Genomic DNA, 2,709 nt, shown 5'->3' on the forward strand with positions numbered 1-2,709 from the left:
CTGTACCGCTTCCTTTTCGGCCTGGGCGATCAAGCCATCGGCCTGTTCCTGCTTGAGCACGCCCTGCTGCACCAGCAGGCGGATCAGATTGATCGTGGCGTTCTCCGAAGGCGCGGCGGGCTGTGCCGCCACCGCCTGGCCGACCAGGGTCGCGATGACCATGCCGACCGCCAGGGTCAATCGATTCACGTTGGAAATCATTTGCACACAACTCCTGTTGAAAAGCGTGAAAGTGTTCGATCAGTCCGGGCGTCGGCCCTTGAGCGATACGCGAATGGGCAACGTCAATGAAGCCGGTGTGCGCTCCTTGAAACGCGGTGCGTTCTGCAGGGACGCGATAATCCGCTCGTCAACCTTCGGCTCGCCGGTCCCCTTGACCATGGCCACCTTGAGTACATCGCCGTCCGCCGAGAGCCAGAAATCGACCTGTACCGAGAACGCCAGCCGGCGCAGGTCCGGGTCGTCGCGCAGCAGGCGTTGCAGGGTCACGGCCAGGTACTGCTTGTAGGTCCCCGTCCCCAGCCCGCCCCCGCCGGAGCCGGCCATGCCACTGCCCTTGCCCGCACCGACGTTGAACCCGTCGTTGCCGGCCTGGGCGTCGCCGTCGATCTGCATCGGGTTGGCCAGGTCGTCCGCCGGCGACGGCGGCGCCTCTTCCTGAGGCTTGACCTCTTCGGGCTCGGGCGTCGGCTCAGGCACTTTCTCTTCCACCGGTGGATCCGGTTCCTTGGGCTTTTCCGGCTCAGGCGGCGGCGGGGGTGGCGGAGGCGGCAACGGGATGATCATCGGCACCTTCGGCGCCTCGCGTCGGACCCCACTCATGTCATGCGCCCACTGCCACAGGAACCACGCGGCGGCGGCCCCCAGCAGCAACCCGGCGCCCCACTTCAGCGGACGCAGCGGCGACTTCTTCACGGGCGCGGGGCTGATCGGTAATTTGGCGGTCATGGTCAGCCCTGGCTCGGTTTGCCGGTGACCAGCCCGACCTGCGACAGCTCCAGGCGCCGCAGCAGGTCGAGCACTTCGATCACTTTCTGGTACTGCACCGTGGCGTCACCGCGCACGATGATCGGAAAGTCCGGGTTCTGCGCCTTCTCGATGCGCAGGCGTTCCTCCAGCTCCGGCAGGGTCACCGGATAGGCGTCGAGGAATACCTGGCCACCGTCGTTGACCGAGATGGCCTTGGTCTTGGCCTCGGACAGCGACACCGAGGCACTGGCCTTGGGCAAATGGATCTGGATCCCCGAAACCTGGGCCGTGGCGGTGAGAATGAACATCACCAGCACCACCATCAGCACGTCCACCAGGGGCGTGATGTTGATGCTGTCGACGGCTGCATCTTCATCGTCGTCATGGGAGGCGTTTACGGAAGCCATGGCAGTTCCCTCCCCTTAGACCGACAACAGGTCGATGGCATGCTGGCCGGCCTGCTGCCCGGACTGGCCACCCCGACCACGAGCGGCGTCGTGGACCTGGCCCTCGCCGTACATTTCCGCCAGGCGGGTGATGAATTCGTCGACGAACACCCGCATGTCGGCGCTGACTTCCTTGTTGCGGGTAATCAGGCGGTTGTAGCCGAACAGCGCCGGGATCGCGACGAACAGGCCCATGGCGGTGGCGAGCAAGGCTGCAGCCATGCCTGGGGCGATGGCGTTGATGTTCACGTCGCCGGCCATGGCCGTGCCGAGGAACACCACCATGATCCCCAGCACCGTACCGAGCAGGCCGATGTACGGGCCGCCGGCGATGGCGTTGGACAGGGTCGAGAGTTTCGAACCCAGTTGCTGGTTTTCCCGGGTACGGACACCGTCCATGGAGCAGCGGATGGCCTCGATGGTGGCTGCGGAGACCGACGAGGTATCGGCGCCCTGGGCGCGGCGGGTGCGGATCTCCTTGACCGCGACCAGGTACAGGCGCCACAGCGAGGAATGCTCCAGGCGGCGAGCCAGGTCCTGGTCGTCGGCGAACATCTCCAGGCGCGTACCGACCTGGGCGAACTGCTCGCGGAAGGCCTCGTTGGCGCGGCTGACGCGGCTCAGGGCGCGGTTCTTGCGGATCATGATGACCCACGACTGCAGCATCATCAGCACCAGGATGGCGATGATCACCCAGGCGTCCGCCGGCACCGACTTGAGCAGGAAGCCCAGGCTGCCGAAGCCGAAACCGGATTGTTCCTCGTCGGCGCCATAGGCGACCAGCTTCGACTCGGCGCCCTGGGCCGTGGCATCGGCCAGCAACACCGCGGCAGGCCGCACGACCTTGGACAGGCGCAACTCATCGATGGCACCGTTGAAGGCGGCGAAGGCGCTCGGCGCGGCCGCCGGGTCGACGGCAGGCAGATCCCCGCCGATGGCCATCGGCGAATTGAAGGCCGCGACTTCCTGGGCCAGGCTGGCGGTTTCACGACCGTTGACGAACACCGAGACCTTGCTGCCCTGGGCGGTCAGCGCCAGGTGCTGCCACTGGCCAGGGTTAAGCGGTTGAGTCGATACCGCACGCTGGCCGTTGACCTCGACGAACGGCGTGCCCTGGCTGACACCCAGCAGGAAGGCATGGCCGCCTTCACGGCGAGCCATCAGCAGTTGATCGCCCGAAGCCTGGTCCAGGCGGACCCAGGCGCTCAGGGTGAAGGCACCGCCGGCGTTGTATTGCAGCGAAGGGCTGGCCGGCAGCAGCAGCGGCTGGCCGCTGAACTGCAAGGCGCCGCCG

The 2,709-nt window shown here is 66.4% G+C and carries 4 protein-coding genes; all 4 read right to left on the minus strand.

Annotated features, from left to right (window positions below; genetic code table 11):
- On the minus strand, positions 1-201 hold a 201-nt coding region (locus K675_RS31595; RefSeq protein ID WP_037007370.1), incomplete at its 3' end, for a putative porin.
- Between the two features lie 39 nt (positions 202-240).
- Complete coding sequence (locus tag K675_RS0129210) at positions 241-948, minus strand: energy transducer TonB (protein WP_017907003.1); 708 nt, start codon at positions 946-948, stop codon at positions 241-243.
- Positions 949-950: 2 nt separating this feature from the next.
- Complete coding sequence (locus tag K675_RS0129215) at positions 951-1,376, minus strand: ExbD/TolR family protein (protein WP_017907004.1); 426 nt, start codon at positions 1,374-1,376, stop codon at positions 951-953.
- Between the two features lie 15 nt (positions 1,377-1,391).
- Positions 1,392-2,709 (minus strand): MotA/TolQ/ExbB proton channel family protein (locus K675_RS31600; RefSeq protein WP_017907005.1); only part of this gene is annotated, 1,318 nt, incomplete at its 5' end.

The organism is Pseudomonas fuscovaginae SE-1, assembly GCF_000364705.1.
GTDB classification, from domain to species: domain Bacteria; phylum Pseudomonadota; class Gammaproteobacteria; order Pseudomonadales; family Pseudomonadaceae; genus Aquipseudomonas; species Aquipseudomonas fuscovaginae_A.

What these genes read in the sequence shown, in the direction of transcription:
- K675_RS0129215 (WP_017907004.1), bottom strand. Translation starts at nt 1,376, where the DNA reads ATGGCTTCCGTAAACGCCTCCCATGACGACGATGAAGATGCAGCCGTC.
- K675_RS0129210 (WP_017907003.1), bottom strand. Translation starts at nt 948, where the DNA reads ATGACCGCCAAATTACCGATCAGCCCCGCGCCCGTGAAGAAGTCGCCG.